The 20,525-nt window shown below is 61.3% G+C and carries 20 protein-coding genes; 4 read left to right on the forward strand and 16 right to left on the reverse strand.

Annotated features, from left to right (window positions below; all coding sequences use genetic code 11):
* Positions 1-54: 54 nt before the first annotated feature.
* From ACO08C_RS04440 to ACO08C_RS04455, 4 genes are read right to left on the reverse strand one after another with little or no spacing between them, the layout of a single operon-like run.
* On the reverse strand, positions 55-831 hold the full coding sequence (locus ACO08C_RS04440) for an MOSC domain-containing protein (RefSeq protein WP_421787825.1): 777 nt from the start codon (positions 829-831) through the stop codon (positions 55-57).
* Positions 828-1,898: a peptide chain release factor 1 gene (prfA, locus tag ACO08C_RS04445; RefSeq protein ID WP_421787827.1), complete on the reverse strand. Its 1,071-nt coding sequence runs from the start codon at positions 1,896-1,898 to the stop codon at positions 828-830. Before prfA ends, ACO08C_RS04440 begins: the two co-directional genes overlap by 4 nt.
* Before the next feature lie 48 nt (positions 1,899-1,946).
* Positions 1,947-2,366: an MAPEG family protein gene (locus ACO08C_RS04450; RefSeq protein ID WP_421787829.1), complete on the reverse strand. Its 420-nt coding sequence runs from the start codon at positions 2,364-2,366 to the stop codon at positions 1,947-1,949.
* Between the two features lie 58 nt (positions 2,367-2,424).
* Positions 2,425-3,015: a TIGR00730 family Rossman fold protein gene (locus tag ACO08C_RS04455; protein WP_421787831.1), complete on the reverse strand. Its 591-nt coding sequence runs from the start codon at positions 3,013-3,015 to the stop codon at positions 2,425-2,427.
* A gap of 598 nt (positions 3,016-3,613) precedes the next feature.
* On the opposite strand from ACO08C_RS04455, the gene ACO08C_RS04460 reads away from it, so the two are divergent.
* The gene (locus ACO08C_RS04460) at positions 3,614-4,726 is read left to right on the forward strand and encodes a PDZ domain-containing protein (protein WP_421787833.1); all 1,113 of its coding nucleotides are present in this window, start codon (positions 3,614-3,616) and stop codon (positions 4,724-4,726) included.
* On the opposite strand, the gene ACO08C_RS04465 is transcribed toward ACO08C_RS04460, so the two are convergent.
* From ACO08C_RS04465 to ACO08C_RS04490, 6 genes are all read right to left on the reverse strand, one after another.
* Positions 4,723-5,823 (reverse strand): threonine aldolase family protein, encoded by a 1,101-nt coding sequence (locus tag ACO08C_RS04465; protein WP_421787835.1) that lies wholly within the window; start codon positions 5,821-5,823, stop codon positions 4,723-4,725. The genes ACO08C_RS04460 and ACO08C_RS04465 overlap by 4 nt on opposite strands.
* Positions 5,823-6,176, reverse strand: a complete 354-nt coding sequence (locus ACO08C_RS04470) for an ArsC/Spx/MgsR family protein (RefSeq protein ID WP_421787837.1) — start codon at positions 6,174-6,176, stop codon at positions 5,823-5,825. Before ACO08C_RS04470 ends, ACO08C_RS04465 begins: the two co-directional genes overlap by 1 nt.
* Before the next feature lie 137 nt (positions 6,177-6,313).
* On the reverse strand, positions 6,314-7,441 hold the full coding sequence (gene ispG, locus ACO08C_RS04475; protein WP_421787839.1) for a flavodoxin-dependent (E)-4-hydroxy-3-methylbut-2-enyl-diphosphate synthase: 1,128 nt from the start codon (positions 7,439-7,441) through the stop codon (positions 6,314-6,316).
* Between the two features lie 69 nt (positions 7,442-7,510).
* A complete protein-coding gene (locus tag ACO08C_RS04480; protein ID WP_421787841.1) occupies positions 7,511-8,362 on the reverse strand; it encodes a helix-turn-helix domain-containing protein in 852 nt (283 codons plus the stop codon).
* A gap of 87 nt (positions 8,363-8,449) precedes the next feature.
* Positions 8,450-10,768 carry a phosphoenolpyruvate--protein phosphotransferase gene (ptsP, locus tag ACO08C_RS04485; protein WP_421787843.1) on the reverse strand — a complete coding sequence of 773 codons (2,319 nt, stop codon included), beginning with the start codon at positions 10,766-10,768 and terminating at the stop codon, positions 8,450-8,452.
* Positions 10,765-11,982: an aspartate kinase gene (locus ACO08C_RS04490; protein WP_421787845.1), complete on the reverse strand. Its 1,218-nt coding sequence runs from the start codon at positions 11,980-11,982 to the stop codon at positions 10,765-10,767. Before ACO08C_RS04490 ends, ptsP begins: the two co-directional genes overlap by 4 nt.
* A 120-nt stretch (positions 11,983-12,102) precedes the next feature.
* On the opposite strand from ACO08C_RS04490, the gene ubiG reads away from it, so the two are divergent.
* Positions 12,103-12,864 (forward strand): bifunctional 2-polyprenyl-6-hydroxyphenol methylase/3-demethylubiquinol 3-O-methyltransferase UbiG, encoded by a 762-nt coding sequence (ubiG, locus tag ACO08C_RS04495; RefSeq protein ID WP_421787847.1) that lies wholly within the window; start codon positions 12,103-12,105, stop codon positions 12,862-12,864.
* On the opposite strand, the gene ACO08C_RS04500 is transcribed toward ubiG, so the two are convergent.
* Genes ACO08C_RS04500 through ACO08C_RS04515 form a run of 4 tightly spaced genes read right to left on the reverse strand, consistent with a single transcriptional unit; the run spans position 12,861 to position 15,212 of the window.
* Complete coding sequence (locus ACO08C_RS04500; RefSeq protein WP_421787849.1) at positions 12,861-13,286, reverse strand: DUF1178 family protein; 426 nt, start codon at positions 13,284-13,286, stop codon at positions 12,861-12,863. The two genes, ubiG and ACO08C_RS04500, sit on opposite strands and share 4 nt — an antisense overlap.
* A 44-nt stretch (positions 13,287-13,330) precedes the next feature.
* Positions 13,331-14,149: a carbon-nitrogen hydrolase family protein gene (locus ACO08C_RS04505; RefSeq protein WP_421787851.1), complete on the reverse strand. Its 819-nt coding sequence runs from the start codon at positions 14,147-14,149 to the stop codon at positions 13,331-13,333.
* Positions 14,150-14,152: 3 nt separating this feature from the next.
* The gene (gene grxC / locus ACO08C_RS04510) at positions 14,153-14,410 is read right to left on the reverse strand and encodes a glutaredoxin 3 (protein ID WP_421787853.1); all 258 of its coding nucleotides are present in this window, start codon (positions 14,408-14,410) and stop codon (positions 14,153-14,155) included.
* A gap of 28 nt (positions 14,411-14,438) precedes the next feature.
* Positions 14,439-15,212 (reverse strand): ComF family protein, encoded by a 774-nt coding sequence (locus tag ACO08C_RS04515; protein WP_421787855.1) that lies wholly within the window; start codon positions 15,210-15,212, stop codon positions 14,439-14,441.
* Between ACO08C_RS04515 and ACO08C_RS04520 the strand changes: the two genes are divergently transcribed.
* Positions 15,203-16,105 (forward strand): methyltransferase domain-containing protein, encoded by a 903-nt coding sequence (locus tag ACO08C_RS04520; protein WP_421787857.1) that lies wholly within the window; start codon positions 15,203-15,205, stop codon positions 16,103-16,105. The genes ACO08C_RS04515 and ACO08C_RS04520 overlap by 10 nt on opposite strands.
* Before the next feature lie 142 nt (positions 16,106-16,247).
* On the opposite strand, the gene mutT is transcribed toward ACO08C_RS04520, so the two are convergent.
* Positions 16,248-16,658 (reverse strand): 8-oxo-dGTP diphosphatase MutT, encoded by a 411-nt coding sequence (gene mutT / locus ACO08C_RS04525; protein WP_421787859.1) that lies wholly within the window; start codon positions 16,656-16,658, stop codon positions 16,248-16,250.
* A gap of 39 nt (positions 16,659-16,697) precedes the next feature.
* Positions 16,698-17,636: a peptidylprolyl isomerase gene (locus ACO08C_RS04530; RefSeq protein WP_421787861.1), complete on the reverse strand. Its 939-nt coding sequence runs from the start codon at positions 17,634-17,636 to the stop codon at positions 16,698-16,700.
* Positions 17,637-17,758: 122 nt separating this feature from the next.
* Here ACO08C_RS04530 and secA point away from each other — a divergent pair, with 122 nt between their 5' ends.
* On the forward strand, positions 17,759-20,512 hold the full coding sequence (gene secA, locus ACO08C_RS04535) for a preprotein translocase subunit SecA (RefSeq protein ID WP_421787863.1): 2,754 nt from the start codon (positions 17,759-17,761) through the stop codon (positions 20,510-20,512).
* Positions 20,513-20,525: the final 13 nt, after the last annotated feature.

Below are 20,525 nucleotides of genomic sequence, written 5' to 3' on the forward strand. Positions count from 1 at the left end.
TCGTCCCGGACGCAGGGTCCGCCGCGGCACAACAAGTTTCAAGGAAAAAGCGCGTCAGAGTATGCGGGCGGTCTCGCCGGTACGGATCGCGCCGCCGTCCGTGACTTCCGCGTAGAGGCCGCAAAGGACATGGCCGTAATGCTCGCGCAAGAGTGGCACGACATCGATATCGGTCTTGGCGCTGTGCGGATCGACATGGGTTGCGGTGCAACGCTCTATCGGCTTCAGACCGCGCAGGCGCGCATTGCGGATGGCGATTTCGCGGCCTCCCAGTTCAAGCTCCGACCATGCCGGCCAGTCCGCGACCATGATATTGCCGCGGAAACGCGCCGGATCAACGCGGCGGCCGGTTTTCGCCTCAAGATCGCGCACGCTTTCCAGATTGATGATCGAGACAAAGCCCTTCGGGCTGTCCATGAAACGATGCGCATCCGGAGCCGCCAGGACCTTCAGTTCACCACGGACCTGGCCTGCCAGAACGCCTCGAAGCCAGGTCGCGAAGGCCCGGCGGCCGCTATCATCCTCGAGATCGACCTTGAGTTCGCCAAAGTCAGGATGCCAGGCGCTGAGCACGCCGTCATCCTCACTCCATTTCGTGCGCACAGCCGCGATCGCCGGCAGGCGCGCCAGAACGGTGAAGGCCATTTTCGGGATGTGCGCCGGCGCATCAAAATCGAAACCGGACGGGCCGTCCTCGACGGCATAGAGCCGATCGCCGGGAAAATGTGCGCCGGCGCGAAGGGTGACTGACTCCAGCGGTTCCGGAGTGAAGCCCTTCACCGGATGGCGGGCCAGTGATGCGACCCGGCCGGAAACCGACGGGCTGGTCACGCCTCTTCCATGGCGGCGAGGCGCGCCGCCTCGTCCTCGGCGATGAGCGCGGCGACCACCTCATCGAGCGCGTTACCTGAGAGGATGTCCTGCAGCTTGTACAGCGTCAGCTTGATGCGGTGATCGGTAACCCGGTTTTCCGGGAAATTATAGGTTCGGATCTTCTCTGAGCGATCGCCTGAACCCACTTGCGATTTGCGCGCATCGGCACGCTCGGCGGCCTTAGCCTGCTGTTCCATGTCATAGAGCCGGGTCTTCAGGAGCTGCAGCGCACGGGCGCGGTTCTGGTGCTGTGACTTTTCCTGGCAGAGGACGACGATGCCGGTCGGGATGTGGGTCATCCGTACGGCCGAATCGGTCTTGTTGACGTGCTGACCGCCAGCGCCGGAGGCGCGCATGGTGTCGACGCGGATATCCTCATCCTTCAGCTCAATATCGATCTCCTCCGGCTCCGGAAGGATGGCGACCGTGGCGGCAGAGGTGTGTATCCGGCCCTGGCTCTCGGTCGCCGGTACGCGCTGTACGCGATGCACGCCGGATTCAAATTTCAATCGACCGAACACGCCATTGCCGGATATCGAAGCGATCACTTCCTTGAAGCCGCCCGCATCGCCCTCGCTCGCGGATTCGAGCTCGAACTTCCAGCCCTGGGTCTCAGCGTAGCGGCGATACATCTCGTAAAGGTCGCCCGCGAACAGCGCTGCCTCGTCGCCACCGGTGCCGGCGCGGATTTCCAGCATGGCATTGGCGGTGTCGTCCTTGTCCTTGGGCAGGAGGAGGAGCGAGACCTCGCGCTCCATCTCCGGCAGGCGCTCCTTGAGGGTATAGAACTCCTCCCGCGCCATCTCCGCCATGTCCTTGTCGTCGCCCTCCATCATCTCTTCGAGATCGGCGAGCTCGGCGCGCGCGGCCTTGAGCTCACGCGCCTTATCAGCAACGGGTTTCAGCTCAGCATGCTCGCGCGACAGGCGAACGATCTCGTCGCCGTCGGCGGCTGCGCCGAGGCGGGCTTCAACTTGTTCGAAACGGTCGATGACCTGTTCCAGGCGGGTTTCTGGTGCGCGCATGCAGGCTGATTATCACCCCATGCGGGCTCTGAAAACGCCGTCGAGCGGTTAACTCCCGATTGCCGCCCCGACGCAAATTCCGGCGATCACGAAGAGGGTGAGCGAGGACAGCACGAACACCAGGAAACGCACCGGGATGAAGTTCCACAGGGCCTGGATCAGGCTGTGTGCGATACGAAGGATCACATAGGTCCAGGCGGCATAGATCATGAGCTGGGTCGCTGCGCCGGCAGCGGATGCATAGAAGATCAGCGCGTAGAAGATGACCGGCTGTTCGTGCAGATGGTTATAATTGTCGGCAATGCGCCGAACCTCCTTCGGCAGTACGTCCATTTCCGATTTTTCGGTCATTTTCGCGGCATTGATCCCGGCCTTCTGCATCGCCGGGATGCGCGTGGCGTACATCCAGATCCACATGATCAGCGTCCAGCAGATCAGCACCAGAACGGGTGTGAGAATCGAATCCATGGTTTGTCCTCCCTGTCGTCGGGGAGGTTAGGCAAATTCCCGGCGTCTGTGGAAGACTTCAGGTCTGTTTGACTTTTATGCGGATATCGGCAGCAGGCGACTCATAGGCATTGAACGCGTCGAGCAGTGCGTCGGCGTTCTCGCTTCTATGGAGCATGGCGCGGTGCTCGGGATTAACGAAACCGTCGGCGGCCATTCGGTCGAGGAAAGCAGTGAGGTGGTCGAAATAACCGCCCGCATCGAGGAGGCCGCAGGGCTTACGATGCTGTCCCAGCTGGCTCCACGTCCAGACCTCGAACAATTCTTCCATGGTACCGATCCCGCCGGGCAATGCGACAAATCCGTCAGAGCGGCGTTCCATTTCCGCCTTTCGCGTATGCATCGAGTCGACCACGACCAAGTCCGTCAAACCGGAATGCGCGACTTCTCGAAGCGCCAGGAATTCCGGAATGATGCCGTACACCTTGCCGCCCGCTTCCAGGCAGGCATCTGCCAGAACGCCCATCAGCCCGACGCGCCCGCCCCCATAAACGAGGGCGATACTTCTTCTTGCCAAGACTGTGCCCATTGTCTGCGCGGCCTCGGTGTATTCCGGGCGCGTGCCGGCGTTGGAGCCGCAATAAACGCAGATCGCATCGAGTTTTGTCATGCCACCATGTGGCGGGATTCTTCGTAGAATTGGAACTGTTTTCCCGCTCCTGGTGAACAGCGAAGACCGCTATTCGGTAAGGTCGATGTGAGAACCACACCTTACATCACCGAAATCCCCCTCCCCACAACGCGGGAGGGGAAAACCAAGCTGTCTCCGCCTTACATTCCATGCTGGCCAGTCTTTCGCGCCGGGTTTTCAGCTCAAGGGTGAAACCGCGAAGCGGCGCATGCGCGCCCTTGACCGGAAACCCCGGCGCCGAAAACCATCTCGGCAAGGGAATGGAAGGCTATTTGGGTGCGCGGGGCGCAGAACCCCTCACCCGGTCGCTCATCGCAAGGCGATTTCACGCCCCTCCCTCTCCCCTTTCAAAGGGGAGAGGGAAGAGGAAGGCGGCCAGCCAATGGCCGGCTTTCGAGGGTGAGGGGTTGTGGTTTTTCCCCTCCCCTTGATGGGGAGGGTCGGCGATCCGGCAGGATCGGCGGGGTGGGGTGATGGGGTTGCGACGCGCTGAAACGCTTCATACCCGCCTGCCTTAAACGGGGAGGAAATCGGTCGTGCCCTTCCTTATAGCGATCGCCCCGCCCATACTGGCGCCATGATCCGTGTCGCCCTGCTGCTCGCTGTTCTCATCCTGTCGCAGGCCCGCGCGCAGGACGAAAACAGCTGGACCATTCCCACCGAGATGTGCCGCGGCTATTTCTTCGTCCCGCTTGTCGTTGGTGCGCGGGACGGTCGATCGGAGAGTGAGGCGGACCGAACGCTGTGGATGCTCTACGATACCGGCGCCTCCGCGACATATATCGATCCAGATTCGCTCGAACGCGTCACCAATATGTCCGTGACAGACCACCGTCGCGTCAACATCACCAATGCCCGCATAGGACCTGTTTCGGTCAACCGGATGCCCTCACGCCTGGCAGAACTCGATCATCTGACGGTGGGACTGGGCCGCGAGATCGACGGTATTCTGGCGGTCGATGTGTTCGAACGGTTTCTCACCACGCTGGATTACGAGACAGGCACCCTCCGGCTTGCGCGCGGCGAACTGCCGGTTCCGGATAATATCGCGGTGTTTTCGACGCGTGGCCCCGGTAAGCGGCCTTATCTCGAGATCGAGATCGACGGCCGGACGCGGCGTGTTCTGATCGACTCCGGCGCCGCCAGCACGCCGCTGGCGCTTAACCGGCTCGATCACTATCGGTTGACAGCGGATGCCCGGCCGATCGGAGCGTCGATCCGCTTTCAGCATATTGAATACCGCGACGGCGGACGGCTTTGGGGCAATGCCCGGTTTGGAGCCCATGTGATCGCACAGCCCCTTGTCGAGGAAGTGCCGGAAACCGAATTGCTTGGCGGGATGCTTATGCGTCACTTCAACTGGACGTTCGACCATTCAAACGAGCGTGTGCTTGTTGAGCGGATTTCCGGCGATGGACCGATCGCGATCGACGCTGAAACCACTCATGGTCTGGCGCTACGGCCCGAAGGCGCGGCACTTGTCGTGGAAGCAATCCTTCCCGGCAGCCGTGGGGAAGAGGCGGGCCTGCAGCCCGGCGATGTACTGACTCATTTCGACGGCCGCCCAGTGGCAGACAGAGGGTGCGGGCCGCGAGACGGCGAAGATCCCGCCACTGAAATCATCATTACACGCATGCGCGATGGTGAAATGCTGGATGTTGTATTGCCGCTGGTAACGCTGGTCGACTAGCCGCGCCGGCCCGCCAGCATCCGTATGGCCGAGTCCAGGCGATTTCGGTCAGCGCTCGCCAGCCTGCTACTGACGGTTACTTCCAGCGAGCGTCCGGCCCGCCCATCAAGCGCCCATCCGGCGCCGCCCAGCCAGACCCTTGTTTCCGCAGCGATGGCGTCGCGATGCGATATAAAGTCATCCTCACTGAACGGTACACGGACATGAAATATGTTTGTCTGGACCGGAAAGGGTTCAATCTCGAATCCGGCATTATAAAACAAGCCCGCGATTTCCCCGGCGGCAGAAATACAATCCGGCATGGATTCTATCGCAGCCGGCAGGCGGCGCAGTACATCTGCCATAACCGGCCAGGATCGTACCTGCAGGCCACCCTGCCGGTGACGCCAGGTCTTCGCCTGGGCCATCAGGTCCTCGCTACCCGCCAGAATGGCGCCGCCCAGCGCGCCGACATCTTTGTAGAAAGAGACATACACGGTATCGAATGGCGCGCAGATTTCGGCATAGCTGCGCCCGCCCATGGCTTTCCGCACAGACCATAGCCGCGCACCATCCAAATGGGTTGCCGCCCCTTTTTGTCGTGCCGCCGAGATTGTGGCCGATAGCGTATCCCAGTCCGGACATTGCCCGCCTGTATGGCGGTGAGGCAGCTCGATGAACAATGCAGCGAGGTCTGCAGCCGCTTCAACATCGCTGGGCTCGATGATGCGGGCCCATTCGCCGACGGTTACCGGTTCCAATCCCGCCAATGCTCGGATCGCGTCCTCCTCGTGCAGGAGGAGATGCGAGGTCGGATGCAGGCCAATGGTTCGCTTGCCCTTGGCGGCCGCGTGGATCAGCGCCGCAGCCAATTGTGCCATTGTGCCGGTCGGAAACCAGACCGCCGCCTGTTTGCCCAGCAATTCTGCGCAATGATCTTCCAGATTGCGGGCCAGTTTGCCGGACATGAAGATCTCATCGTCGACCTTCTGTGTGTCCAAATACGCCGCTACGTCACGCAGCCAGTCGCCGGGTGAACCGGCGTCGTCATGTGGAAAACCCAGGCGGATGTCGCACGCATCGCGGAGCGCATTTGCGGGCGTGGCGGTGCCCGCCATCAGATACCGAGCGCCAATTGTACATCCTTCGTCCAGCCGACGAACACCTCGTCGCCGCGTTCAATGACCGGCCGTTTGACCAAGGTGGGATTGGCCGCCAGTACTGCCGCCGGATCTTCCCCTGCCCTCGCCCGGTCGGCGTCAGCCAACTGACGCCATGTCGTGGACCGCGTATTGATGAGTTTTCCGGCATCGACGCGTTTGAGCCAGACCGGCGCCAGCGCCGCAAGGTCCGCTTCGGCGCGAATGTCGATGAAGGCATACTCCTGGCCGGCCGCATCCAGCGCTTTCATCGCTTTCTTGCACGTGTCGCAGTTTTTCAGCCCGTAGAGCTTCACTTCAACGTCTCCCATAGTTTTCCGCCTGCCCTTTCGTGTCGGCCAGAATCCATGTTTCGCTTGCATCCCACCGTCCTGCTTCGGTGACAGCCGCGAGATTTTCGTGGGTTTTCTTCCCGAGCGACGTGAATTTCTTCGGCATTGGCCGCCATCTATTCGGCGGCCTCGTTGGCGGCGCGCATCTCTGCAGCGCGGGCTTCAACCATGTCGACGATGTGGTCTACCATTTCCTCGTTGGTGACATTGTGGTCCGGCCTGCCGGCGACATACATTTTGCCAGCGCCTTTGCCGCCGCCGGTGAAGCCGAGATCGGTGAACATGGCTTCGCCCGGGCCATTCACGACGCAGCCGATGATGGAAAGCGAAATCGGTTCGGAAATGTGGGCCAAACGCGCTTCCAGAGTTTCGACGGTCTTGATGACATCGAAGCCCTGGCGGGCACAGGATGGGCAGGCGATGATGTTGACACCGCGCGTGCGAATGCCAAGCGACTTCAACATGTCGTAGCCGACCTTCACTTCCTCGACGGGATGGGCGGAGAGCGATACGCGGATCGTGTCGCCGATACCGGACCAGAGAAGATTTCCCATGCCTATGGAAGACTTCACGGTTCCAATGCGAGCGCCGCCGGCTTCCGTCACGCCGAGATGCAGGGGCGCGTCGGTGGCTTCGGCGAGCATCTGGTAAGCGGCAACGGTGAGGAAGATATCGGACGCCTTCACCGAGATCTTGTATTCGTGGAAATCGAGGTCATCGAGAATTCTGGCATGATCGAGCGCGCTTTCGACCATCGCTTCGGGGCAGGGTTCACCGTATTTCTCGAGCAGGTGGCGCTCCAATGAGCCGCCATTCACGCCAATGCGGATTGAGCAACCATGGTCCTTGGCGGCCTGAACGACCTCCTTCACGCGGTCCATCTTGCCGATATTGCCCGGATTGATCCGCAGGCAGGCAGCGCCGGCCTCGGCAGCTTCGATCCCGCGCTTGTAATGGAAGTGGATGTCGGCAACGAGTGGAACAGACACCGACTTCGCGATGGTTGAGAACGCGGCAGTGGACTCTTCGTCCGGGCAGGACACGCGGACAATGTCGGCACCGGCATCCTCTAGCTCGCGGATCTGGCGAATGGTTGCGTCGGCATCCGGTGTCGGCGTGTTGGTCATCGACTGGACGGAAATCGGCGCATCGCCACCGACTGCGACCTTTCCGACATGAATCTGACGGCTCTTGCGCCGCTCGATCATACGCCAGGGGCGAACTTCGCGATGCTGCTCGTGCATGGGCCGGCTCGTATCCGTCTGCTCGCCGACGATATAGGACCAAATGCGCCCGGATGCGAGGCGTTGGTGTCAGGCCGGGTCGGCGTCTTCGACCGGCAGCAGCGGTTCTTCGGTGACCGGCTGACCCGCTGCGCCGAGCAAACGCGATTCTTCACCTTCGATCTCGATGGTCACCAGGCCGCCGTTTTCTGCGGTAACCGTCAATCCGGCCTCGGAAATCGGACGATAGACCTCGTCCCGCCGCAATTCGCGTGAAAACAGGATACGGCCCGCAGAATCGCGCACCTCAAGGAAAACCGGCGCGCTGGCCCGCAACACGACATCGGGAATGTTATCTTCCGCGGGATTCAAAGACGGCAGGTCCGACCAGATTTCAGCGGCGGCCACGCGCGGCAAATCCGACTCGAATACGCTGCCAGCGGAGTCCTCAGCCAGTTCCGAGTCCGGAGGCGGCGGTATATCGTCGAAAACGCTCTCACCCGAGATGGCGTTTGAATACCACCAGCCAATCAGTGCCACGAGCACCAGAATGGCGAGCGCGCCGATCAGACCGCGCGGCAGTTTGATTTCGCGCTGCTGTTGGGGCGCCGTCGGCGTGGCCCGGCCGGTTTGCGTGTCGGCTTCGGCCTTGAACTGCTCGACAATCGCAGCTTCGTCCAGCTCCAGAAAACGCGCATAGGTGCGGAGATAGCCAATGGCGTAGGCCTGTGCCGGCAGGCCACGCGGATCCATGGTCTCAAGTGCTTCAAGATAATCGCGGCGAATGCGGGTTCGGGCCGCAGCGCTGTCGAGTGTCAGGCCCTTCTTTGAACGGGCTTCGCGCAATCTTTCGCCGGCAGACAAGCGCGTATAGGCCGTTTCGCCATCGGAATAGACGGCATCAACTGGCACAAACCCCGTATTCGACGTCCCTTGGGACATCACTCACCCTGTTGTCCTGGATCAGCACGACCCGTAATTTCAGAAACGCGACCCACTCGCCCGACAGGTGCGTATGTCCTAATAATTTCAGATGATACGCGAGTTATCAACAGCTTCCGGCGGTAATCCTGCATCGGCGGCGGCCTCCAGCAATTCCGGCCGTAACGATCGGCCGGCGTCATTCAGCCGCGATGCAAGCCACGCGCCAAGACGATCGACATGAAGTCCGTTCAATAACGTTCGTACCGGCGCGATACTGCCAGCGGCCATCGACAGTTTCGTATACCCGAGGGCCAGCAGCACTGCGGCTTCCAGCGGTTTGCTCGCGGTTTCGCCGCAGATCGACACTGGTACATTATGACGGGCACAGGCTTGCTGCACGGATTGGAACAACCGGAGCGCTGGCGGTGACAGCACATCATAGCGATCTGCAACGCGAGCATTGAGCCGGTCCGCCGCGAAGAAATACTGCATCAGGTCGTTCGCGCCAACAGCTACAAAGTCGGCCCGCGGCAATGCCTCATCGATCGCGAACGCCATCCCCGGTGTTTCAAGCATCAGGCCGGCGCGCCAGCGTTTTGGCAGATCGCGGCCATACTTTTCGGCCCGGGCGATTTCCGCTGCGAGCATGTCACGGGCGGCAAAGAACTCCCACGGCGCGGCAATCATCGGGAATAACACATCGAGTTCGCGTCCGGCGGCCGCCTGGATCAGCGCCCGAAGCTGCAATCTCAACAATCCGGGCCGGTCGAGCCCCATCCGGATCGCCCTCCAGCCCAAGGCCGGGTTGGGCTCGCGCATGGCCGGCGCCGCCGCGGTCACCTTGTCGCCGCCCAGATCGAGGGTGCGGAAGACGGCCGGCCGCTCGCCGCAAGCGTCGAGCACGGCCTTGTAGAGTGTCGCCTGCTCGCCGACCATGGGCAGCGTGTCCGCGACCATGAACTGGAACTCGGTCCGGAACAGTCCGATGCCGGCGGCACCGGTTTCCTCGAGGCGCTTGAGCTCGATCAGCAGACCCGCATTGAGATGCAGTTCGAAAGGTTGGCCATCGGCGGTCACCGACGGCGCATCCTTGAGCTTCGCAAATGCGGCGGCGCGCCGCGAGATCGTCTCCACCCGGTCCGCATACGCCTCGACGACCTCTTCGTTCGGCCGGATATGAAGCAATCCGAATTCGCCGTCGAGAATGACCGGATCGCCCGTTTCGACGCGATCGAGCGCGCCTTCGACCTGACCCACGAGCGGGATTCCCAGCGCCTTGGCCACGATCACGGCATGGCTGGTGGCGGAGCCCTCTTCCAGCGCCAAACCTTTCAATTTGCTGCGGTCATAGTCGAGCAGCTCGGCCGGTCCGATCGAGCGGGCGATGAGAATGGCGTTGTCGGGAAGCGGCGCACCGGCATCTTGCGTCGTTTCGTCGAGATGACGGAGCAAGCGGTTGGCCAGATCTTCGAGGTCGTGAAGGCGTTCTCGGAAATTCTGGTCCTTGGCCTGCATCAGGCGGGCTCGGTGTTCGTTACGGACCCGCTCGACGGCAGCTTCAGCGGTCAGCCCCTGTTTCACGGCATCGCGGAGCTGCCGTAGCCAGCCGCGGTCATGCGCAAACATGCGATAAGCTTCCAACACATCACGGGTTGGCCCGCCGAAGGGCAGACGGCCGGCATCCAGCATTTCATCGATGGCCAGGCGTAATTCGTTGATCGCGATATCGAGACGGGCTTCTTCGTCCTCGGGATCGTCCGCGATCAAACGGACGGGCGATACGTGTGGCTCGTGCACCACAGCAACGCCAATCGCCAAGCCGGGCGAAAACGCGCCACCCTGGAATCGCTCGGACTTGGTGGGCCTTACATCCAGACCGGCCAGTTCCTCCGGCGCGATTATCTGACCGGACGCAATGATCTCGGCGAGGATCATCGCCACGGTCTGCAAGGTCTCGATCTCACCGTCGGCGAGCTTGCGTGCATCGCTGGTCTGACTCGTGAGGACACCAACCAGCCGGCCGCCACGCAGAATCGGCACTCCGACAAAGGATTTGAACGGTTCTTCACCGGTCTCGGGCCGGTATGAGAAGGCCGGGTGGGCTTGTGCATCGGCGGCGGCCAAGGGCTTGGCGGTCAACGCAACCTGGCCGACCAGGCCTTCGCCATGCTGCAGGCGCGTACTGTGAACGGCCTCCTGCTTCAGTCCGTGCGTCGCGCACAATTCGAGCGCGCCAGACCGCCGGGCGAGGTAAATCGAGGAAACATCCGAGCCGGTCTCTTCGGCGATCATGCTGGTCAGATTGTCCAGCCGCTTCTGCGCATTCTCCTGCGCGGCCATGAGGCCACGCAGCCGAGATAGCAGACGGCGCGGGCCCGGCGCGAGGTCCTTGGCGTCAGGCGGGCTGATTGCATCATCCATCATGACGCATCATCCAGCCCGTACGCAGCATGCAATGCGCGCACCGCGTGTTCGACGGCATCGTTTTCAATAAGGACGCTGATTTTGATCTCCGATGTCGCAACGGTTCGCACTGCGATGTTCTCGTTGGCCAGGGCCCGGTAGAGAATTCGGGCCACATCGGCGCGCCGGTTCAGCCCGAGCCCAACGACGGACACCTTGGCCAAACCGGTTTCGCTCAACACGTCGCGCGCATCGCTCTCGCCGATGCGCGCCAAGGCATTCTTCAGATCACGGCGATCGACCGTAAATTCGAGATTGGCGCGTCCGGCTTCGCTGGCCGGCGACTGAACGATCATGTCGACGCCAATATCGGCATCGGCAAGTCCGGAAAATACATTGGCAGCCGCCTCTGGCGTCTGCGACACGCCGCGCAACGCCACGCGGGCCTGATCCCGGGCGTATGCAATTCCCGAAACGATTCGGCGTTCGGCAATGTCCTCGGCTCTCATAATCGTCGTGCCTTCCGACTGCCCGGGTTCTGCGAAACTGGACAAGACGCGTAGCGGCACATTGCGTGCCTTCGCGAATTCTGCTGACCGCGTCTGTAGCACTTTTGCGCCCTGTGCGGCGAGTTCCAGCATCTCATCATAGCTGATTTTCTGTATCCGGCGTGCCTTCGGTTCGATGCGCGGATCGGTCGTGAAAACGCCATCAACGTCGGTGTAGATGTCGCAAGAGGCGTTGAGGGCCGCAGCCAATGCGACGGCGGACAGATCTGTGCCGCCACGGCCTAACGTCCGGACCCGTCCGTCCGCCGATGCGCCCTGGAATCCGGCCATGACCGGCACATAGCCTGTTTCCATCGACTTGCGGATCGGATCGGCATCAAGCCCGTTTATGCGCGCGGCTCCCGGCGGACCATCGGTACGAATGCCCGCCTGCCAGCCCAGAAATGACTGCGAGTGCAAGCCTTCGAGGCGAATCGCCATGGCCATGAGCGCGGCGCTGATCTGTTCGCCCGCACTGATCACGACGTCGGTTTCCGCATCGCCGAGGTCAAAGCCCAGACCTGCGGCCAATGTCAGCAGGCGATCGGTTTCTCCCGCCATCGCCGAAACCACGACTGCCACGTCCTCGCCACGACGGCGTTCAGCGGCGGCAATGGCCGCGCTGGCGCGAATCCGCTCCAGGGATCCGACGGATGTCCCGCCAAATTTCAGTACTCTTGTGGCCAAGCTGAACCCTCGCTCACTCCGCTGCGGCGTATAACCGCTTCATGCCGGGCTCGAAAGTGCTAGTTCACGAGGCCATATTAAGGCGGACCGACCCGTTTTCTTGGAGTAAAGAGCTCATCCATGGCCCAGGCAAATGCGCCCGATACCCTTTCCCGGCCTTCCATTGACCCGGAAGAAATCGAGAAGTTCTCGCGGATCGCTGCGGAATGGTGGGACCCCGATTCCAAGTTCAAGCCCCTGCACAAATTCAATCCGGCTCGGCTGCGCTACATTCGCGATACGGTATTGGACCATTTCGGCCGCGAGCCCGGTGATGCACCGCTCAATGGTCTGAAACTGCTCGATATCGGGTGTGGCGGCGGTCTGATTGCCGAACCAATGGCGCGGCTGGGCGCCGACGTGACCGCCGTTGATGCGGCCGAAGCCAACATCAAGACCGCGACCGTGCACGCCGAGGAGCAGGGGCTGGACATCGACTACCGCCACGGGACGGCGGAGCAGCTGCTTGAAGACGGCGAAGCGCAGTTTGATGTGGTGCTGAATCTGGAGGTCGTCGAGCACGTTGCCGATCCCGCGGCCTTTTTGAAGGATTGCGCGAAACTGCTCAAACCCGGCGGTATCATGGTCGTCGGCACGATCAACCGGACTTCGAAGGCCTTCGTTTTCGCCATTTTCGGTGCCGAATGGGTCATGCGGTGGTTGCCGCGTGGCACTCATCGCTTTGAAAAGCTGGTGAAACCGTCGGAAGTGCGCTCCGCACTTGCCGCCGAAGGGATGACCGTGCGCGAGCCTGACGGGGTCAGCTATAATCCGCTTCGCGACGAATTCGAAATAACGGCCGATGCCAGCGTCAACTATTTGATGGTGGCGGTGAAGAGCTAGTTCAGCTTTTTCGCCTGCGGCGGCACGAACGGGTCAGGTAGCGGCGCGCAGGGCACGCCTTCTTCGGCGAGCGCCTTGGATTCGGCGGGCGTCGTTTCGCCGTAAATGGCCCGCTCCGGTTTTTCACCCTCGTGAATCGCCCGGGCTTCGCGGGCGAACCGGTCGCCAACATAGTCAAAATTCTTCGAAATATGCTGGCGGACCTTGCCGGCGAATTCCATCATGGCTTTCTGGGGATCCTGGGATTTGCTCGATTTACCCGTCGCAACCGCCGGGGCCATCACGCCTTTGCGCACATCCTGAGAGCCGCAGATCGGGCATTCGACCAGTCCCTGTCCGGACTGAACATCAAAGTCATCCGAATTGCGGAACCAGGCCTCGAACTCGTGCGAGCCGTCACAGATGAGGGCGTATCTGATCATGGTTTCTATATGGGCACGATTGTATTGAACGCCAAGTGAAGGCGTCAGGATGGCCCGGTAAAGCGGCGATCGTGTTCGAGCGAGGGAATGCGTTTGCGCGCAGACGCCACCTTGCCGATCTCCACGTCGGCGATCAGGCAACCCGGTTCATCATGGTCCAGCCCGGCGACCACTTCGCCCCACGGCCCGACAATGAGCGAATGGCCCCAGGTTTTGCGGCCGTCCTCGTGTTGCCCGCCTTGCGCCGGCGCCAGAACGTAGCTGCCGGTCTCGATGGCTCGCGCTCGCAATAATGTATTCCAGTGCGCCTTCCCCGTCGGCCGCGTGAAAGCCGCCGGCACCGTGAAGATCTCGGCGCCTACTTGGGCCAGTCTTCGATAGAGATAGGGGAAGCGCACATCATAGCAGATGGTCAGGCCCAGCCGGGCCCCCGGAACATCAGCCAGTACGGCTTCGTCGCCCGGCCGGTAGTTCGTGGATTCGGAGTAGGTCTCGCCCTTGCCCAGGCCGACATCGAACATGTGGATTTTGTCATAGGTCGCGATGATACAGCCGTCGGAACCGAACAGGTGGGACCGGTTGACGGCGCGGCGATCGCCAACCTTCAGGGCCAGGGACCCGATCAGAAGGGTGATGCCGAGTTCCCGCGCCAGCGATGCGAAAAAGGGTATGGCCGGATCGTCTTCCGGCGTCCTCATCGTCTCAAACAACCGATCGGCGTCTTTTTGAACGAGATGCGTGGTTTCCGGCGTGGCAACAAATTGGGCGCCGTCGGATACGGCCTTCCGGATAAGCGTGTCTGCCGCCTCAAGATTGGCTTCCGTCGAGACGCCGGAGCGCATCTGGATGAGCCCCGCGCGCATCAATTAAGCCTTCAGCATCGCGTCGAGATGTCCCCTGCGCTCCAGGCGCATCAGATCGTCGCTTCCGCCGATATGTTCGTTGCCGATGAAGACTTGCGGAAATGTCCTTCCGCCGTTTGATCGCTGGATCATCTCCTGCCGTTTGGCGGCATCGAATCCGGCATCGATTTCCTCGAAGTCGATGCCTTTCTGCTTGAGCAAACTCACGGCGCGCGTGCAATAACCGCACATGGCGCGGGTGTAGATCGTGACCTTGGCCATGATCGAATCTCCGGTCTGGTTCGTGCAATTATGTAGTGGGATCGACCGGTTTCACAACGCGTGCAAGCGACAGCGCATTTACGCACTGTGCGCCTGCCCGCAAAAGTGGCTTGGCGCACGCCTCGAACGTCGCACCGGTGGTCATGACATCGTCGATCAGCGTCACGGTCATTCCCGCGAGCGCAATGTCGCCAGCGGCAGTCAATGCGAAGGCTCCCGCAACATTGCGCCGACGCCCGCGGCCGGTCTGTCCCGCCTGGCTGGGTGTTCGCCGCCGCCGCAAGAGCCAACCTGATTCAACCGGGATGCCGGTACGCGCCGAAATCGCCCGCGCTAGCAGCTGTGACTGATTGAAACGCCGACTGAACAGGCGCGTGGGGTGAAGTGGTACCGGGATGAGGGCGCTCGATCCGTCGAGGACATCCGGCCCCGCACGGACCATCCACGCCGTCATCTGATCCAGCGCATCCAGACGGCCGCCATGTTTAAAATCCAGCACGAGGCGTCGTGACTGATCCGCATACACCAGCGCAGCACGCGCTTTGTGAATGACAGGCTGGCGCGCAATACACGCGCCGCATTCCGCACCAGCCCCAACCGGAAAGGCGAAGGGCACACCACACGTCTCGCACCAGGGCGGATCGAGAAAATGAAGGCATTGCCAACATTCCGGCTCGAGCAGGCCGCTGGCCGCGACACGCCGACCGGTCAGCGGTGATGTTGGCGGCCAGATAATGTTGCCGATAAATGTCCCGGCTTTTCTTAATGCGCCCGGCGCGCCATATCGGAGCCATGAGTTCATCTCCGCCCGCCCTGTTCGATCGATCGCTCCTGCGGCAACGCCGAAACCGCGCCGCCAGCGACTTGCTAGAATACGACTTCTTGTTGCAAAGGGCGATAGACGATCTGATCGACCGGATCGAAAGCATAAACAGGGCTTTTCCCCGGACGCTTGTCCTTGGTGGCGGCGGCCAGTTCGGCCGCGCGCTGCAATCCCGCCCCGATGCAGCGGATAAGATCCAACATCTGATCGAAACCGATTTCGCCGAGAACCTCGCCGCCGATGCCTGCGTGGATGAAGAACGCCTTCCCTTTCGTGACGAGGCTTTCGACCTTGTGGTGTCGCCGCTATCGCTGCACTGGGCGAATGACCTGCCAGGCGCGCTGATCCAGATCAATCGCGCGCTCAAGAGCGATGGATTCTTCGCCGCTGCGCTGTTCGGCGGTTCCAGCCTCAAGGAATTGCGGCAATCGCTTATGGCCGCCGAAACGGAACTTTACGATGGCGCGTCCGCGCGCGTTTCGCCTTTCGCCGACACGATGGATATGGCCGGGCTGTTACAGCGCGCAGGATTTGCAATGCCGGTGACGGATGTCGATCGGGTCACAGTTCGGTACGGCAACACGTTCGTTCTGATGCGCGACTTGCGGGCCATGGGCGAAACCAGCGTGCTTGCCGACCGGCCGCGCAAACCGGTGTCGCGCGAGTTTTTCGTGCGCACTGCGCAAATTTACGCCGACCGGTTCGCTGACGATGATGGCAAGGTCCGCGCAAGCTTCGAGATTATTCATGCGGCCGGCTGGGCGCCGCATCCCGACCAGCCGAGGCCGAAGCGGCCCGGGTCAGCAACCGTCAGGCTCGCCGACGCGCTTGGCGTAAAGGAGCAATCCGCAGGAGAAAAAGCCGGCGGCTAGAAAGCCGCTCCGGCATCGGTCAACATCTGAAGCACTTGCGGCCCGATCAGGGCTAAGGCGGCGACCGTGAGAAAGGCGATCACCGCAATAATGACCGAATACTCGATCGAGGAGGCCCCCGACCGGTCTGCCGCAAAACGCGCTACAAACGATCCCGAAGCTCTGCGGCCAGCGGCTTGTCGGCCGGTGCAAGCGCATAGCTGGCAAGCTTGTCTTTGCGAACCCATGCGATCTCCTGCCCTTCCTGCGGCGCGACGAACCCATCCCAGCGCCGGCAAACGAAGAGTGGCATGACGAGGTGAAAATCCGGGTAGGCGTGCGACACAAACGCGAAGGGCTGCAGACAGGTTTCGCATGGTTCGATCCCCAATTCCTCACGTAATTCCCGAACGATAGCCTGTTCAGGCGTTTCATTCGTTTCGACCTTGCCACCGGGAAACTCCCAGAGGCCCGCCATCGCTTTGCCTTCCGGACGGCGTGCGATGAGCACGCGCCCGTCCGCGTCGCACAGCGCGCACGCTGCTACCAACAGAACCGGGCGACGGTCATTCATCTTGCCAAACTGTCCTTAAGATCCGGTGAGAAATCAGGGTTAATTGTTATCGTTCCCGGAATCGGGATCGGAAAGCGGATCGAGATCAATGTCGACAGGTGATTCAACGTCGGTTTCCGGCTCGACAACCTCGATTCTCGCCTCCTCGCGCAATCGCGAAACGAGGTGGGAAATCGTTTCAAATGTCAGGAATCTGACGATGGACGGTCTCAATTCCTCGAATGACGGGCCTGCCTGCGCACGGCGGTCGACAATCAAGAGCACATGCCAGCCGGCTTCGGTCTCGACCGGACCGGTAAGCTCTCCCTGAGACGTGGCGAATGCGGCCGCCGCAATCGCCGGCAAGACGCCTTCCCGCGTGAAATAGCCGAGATCGCCGCCCTGCACCCGCGTGGCGACGTCCGCCGAATACTGCACCGCCAGCTCGGCAAAATCGCGTCCGCTCTCGTGCAGATCGATGATGGCCGCGGCGGCCTCCTCGCTCTCCACCAGGATATGCCGCGCTCTGATTTGTTCGCCCGGTGCCGCCAGGGCCGTTTGCTCACTGTACAAGCGTTGGGCGGCCTCTTCCGTGACCTGAACCGCAATTTCGGTTTCGAGCAGAATATTGCCGAGAATGCGTTCCTCGGCCGCCGCAATGCGGCGCCGGGCCTCAGGTGAGTTCTGCAATCCTCTCCGGCGGGCCTCAATCGCGAGCAGACGCTGATCGATCAGTTCGTTGACGATACGCTCATATTCAGGATCGGCGCGGACGAGTTGTTGTCCTTCCTCGATTACACCTTGTGCCAGCGCTTCCCGCTGGACGGCGGCATTATAAATGACGGTCTGGTCAACCACGGCCACAGCATTGTCCGGCGGCGGTAATTCACCTTCCGTTTCCACGGTCGTTTCACGTCCACCGCAAGCCGCAAGCATGAGCGCGAAAAGTATTGCGATCGCCGGGCCGGCGGGCTTATGTCGGTCGCAGCCGCGTTTCATTGACACCTTTTCCGCGCGTCCTTAAGTCAAGTCCGGTTTTCAAATGGGGCCGCTTGCCCGGTGACGTCAAGTTCTCGCCTGCCCGGACTGCCCCGTCCCGCCCGGATGCACAGGTTACTTTAATGCTTTCCATTGCCCGTAAGATTTTCGGCTCGACCAATGACCGCCGGCTCAAGAAGCTGCAGCCCAGTGTCGACGCTATCAACGCGCTCGAAGCGGAGTTTGAGGCGCTTTCGGACGATCAGCTGGTGGCCAAAACGGGCGAGTTCAAGCAGCGGCTGGAGAATGGCGAAAAGCTTGATGCGCTATTGCCCGAAGCTTTCGCTGCGGTCCGCGAGGCGGCCAAGCGGTCACTCGGTCAGCGGCATTATGATGTCCAGCTGATCGGCGGCATGGTGCTGCATGAAGGCGACATTGCCGAGATGAAGACCGGCGAAGGCAAGACGTTGGTCGCAACCGCTCCGGTCTATCTCAACGCGCTGACCGGCAAGGGCGTGCATGTCGTCACCGTTAACGACTATCTGGCGCAGCGCGATGCCGAATGGATGGGGCAAGTCTATTCAAAGCTGGGCCTGACCACCGGCGTGATCCTTCACGGTATGAACGATGAATCGCGCCGCGCAGCCTATGCCTGCGATGTGACATACGGCACGAATAATGAGCTCGGCTTCGATTATCTGCGCGATAATATGAAGTACTCGCTCAAGGACATGGTGCAGCGCGGACACCATTATGCCATCGTCGATGAGGTCGACTCGATCCTGATCGACGAAGCGCGGACGCCGCTGATCATTTCCGGCCGCACCGAGGACAAGACCGATTTCTACAAGACCATGGACAGCCTCATCCCGCTTCTGGACGATGGGGATTACGAGATCGACGAGAAATCGCGCACCATCCTGATCACCGAAGACGGCAACGAGAAGATCGAGGCGTTGCTGCGCGAGCGGGAATTGCTTGAAGAAGGTGACCTCTATGACGCCGAGAACGTCATGGTGGTGCATCACCTCAACCAGGCGCTGCGGGCTCACAAGATCTACCAGAAGGACAAGGACTACATCGTCAAGGACCGCAAGGTCGTGCTGATCGACGAATTCACCGGGCGGATGATGCCGGGCCGCCGGCTGTCCGATGGTCTCCATCAAGCCATCGAAGCCAAGGAAGGTGCCGACATCCAGCCGGAGAACCAGACGTTGGCGTCGATCACCTTCCAGAACTATTTCCGCCTGTATGACAAGCTCGCCGGCATGACCGGCACGGCAGCGACAGAGGCCGACGAATTCCATTCGATCTACGGGCTGGGCCTGGCCGAAATTCCGACCAACAAGCCGATCACCCGCGCTGATGACGAGGACGAGGTCTACCGGACGGCCAAGGAGAAGTACGAGGCCATTGTCGCTGACATCAAGCAGGCCGTCGACAAGGGTCAGCCGGTGCTGGTTGGTACCGTGTCCATCGAAAAGTCCGAAGATCTCTCGGCCTTCCTGAAGAAGAAGAAGATCAAGCACCAGGTGCTGAATGCCCGTTATCACGAGCAGGAAGCCCGCATCGTCGCGCAGGCCGGTGTGCCGGGCGCGGTGACGATTGCCACCAACATGGCGGGCCGCGGCACCGACATCCAGCTGGGCGGCAATGTCGATTTCCGCCTCGCCGACTGGATCGATGCGCAGCGCGAAATAGGTCAGGAGCCGGACGAAAAAGCGATTGCGGCCAAGCGCGCCGAGATCGCGGCCGAGGTGAAAGAGCTGAAGACGAAGGCGCTGGAGGCGGGCGGTCTCTATGTGCTCGCCACAGAACGGCATGAAAGCCGCCGGATCGACAACCAGCTGCGCGGCCGCTCGGGCCGTCAAGGCGATCCGGGACGTACGAAATTCTACATCTCGGTCGAGGATGACCTGTTGCGGATTTTCGCCGCCGACCGGCTGGATGCCATCATGCGTATTGGCGGTCTGAAAGAAGGCGAAGCGATCCAGCACCCATGGATGTCGAAAGCGCTCGAAACCTCGCAAAAAAAGGTCGAGCAGCGGAATTTCGAGATCCGCAAGAACATCCTCAAATACGACGATGTGATGAATGATCAGCGCAAGGCGATCTTCGAACAGCGCATCGAGTTCATGACCGATGAAGACGTGTCCGATGTCATCCAGGACATGCGCCACGAGGCCGCCGAAGACACGGTCGAGAAGTTCGTCCCGCCGCGCGCCCTGCCCGATCAATGGGACCTTGATGGCCTCGACGAGGCGATCAAGGAGATTTTCAATCTCGACCTGCCGGTCAAAGACTGGGCCGCGGAAGAGGGTATCGCCGACGAGGAAATCTGTGACCGGCTGAAGGACTCGGCCGACAAGGCCTATGCCGCAAAGTCTGCTGAAACGGGCGCCGATCTGATGCGCCGGGTAGAAAAGCAGATCCTGCTGGAAACCATCGACCGGGGCTGGCGCGAACACCTGCAGCGGCTCGATTCGCTCCGTTCGATGATCGGCTTGCGCGGTTATGGCCAGCGCGATCCGCTCAACGAATACAAGACCGAAGCCTTTTCGCTGTTCGAACACCTCCTGTCTTCGCTGCGCGAAGACGTCACCAAGGTGATGATGAAGGTCCGGGTCCAGGCCGCACCGCCCAAGCCGGCGCCGCTGCCCGAGATGAAGCCGACCCATATCGATCCGCGCACCGGACGCAACGAGATGGGCGATCCTTCCGACGGCCCGGTTGCGACACGTACGGCACCGACACGGCGCCGGACCTCGATGGCGGGAAATCCGTCGGATCCGGCGACCTGGGGCAAGGTTCAGCGCAACGCGATGTGCCCTTGTGGATCGGGCAAGAAGTACAAGCATTGCCATGGCGCCATCGGCGGCTCCACCGTCTCGACCTGAGCCTCTGCGAATT

The organism is Hyphobacterium sp. (assembly GCF_965229905.1).
Taxonomy (GTDB): Bacteria; Pseudomonadota; Alphaproteobacteria; order Caulobacterales; family Maricaulaceae; genus Hyphobacterium.